The sequence below is a fragment of the Flavobacterium sp. UBA4854 genome, from assembly GCF_002399805.1.
Taxonomy (GTDB): domain Bacteria; phylum Bacteroidota; class Bacteroidia; order Flavobacteriales; family Flavobacteriaceae; genus Flavobacterium; species Flavobacterium ginsengisoli.
Window position 1 is genome coordinate 28,308 of the sequence record NZ_DHEI01000052.1, and the last position, 584, is coordinate 28,891.

The window sequence follows — 584 nt, forward strand, 5'->3', positions numbered from 1 at the left end:
GGCTACAAACAAGTTTTGTCTATCGGACGCGTACAGACACCAACATTAGCAATGGTTGTAGAGCGTTTTAGAGAAATCGAAAACTTTAAACCTCAGCCGTATTGGGAATTGCAGACTTTATATAGAGAAACACTTTTTAGTTATGAAGAAGGCCGTTTTCTAAACCAAGAAGATGGACAAATTATAGCAGCGAAAGTCAAGGAAAGTGATTTCGAAATTGTTTCTGTCGAGAAAAAGAACGGAAACGAATATGCTCCAAAACTTTTCGATTTAACAGGTTTGCAGGTATATTGCAATCAAAAATTTGGCTTTTCGGCCGAAGAAACATTGAAAATTGCACAGACTTTATATGAGCAAAAAGTAATTACGTATCCCAGAGTTGATACGACTTTTTTACCAGGAGATATTTATCCGAAAGTACCTGGAATTCTCCAGAAATTAACCAATTATGCTGAATTGACTCAGCCTATTTTGGAGAAAAAAATCAAAAAATCGCCAAAGGTTTTCAATGATAAAAAAGTAACCGATCACCATGCGATTATTCCAACTGGAATTCAGAACAATTTACCGCATAATCAACAGCA

At 35.8% G+C, this 584-nt stretch carries 1 protein-coding gene; it reads left to right on the forward strand.

Annotation, left to right across the window (positions count from 1 at the left end):
• Window positions 1–584 (forward strand): DNA topoisomerase (locus B3J44_RS07620; RefSeq protein ID WP_286967535.1); only part of this gene is annotated, 584 nt, incomplete at both ends.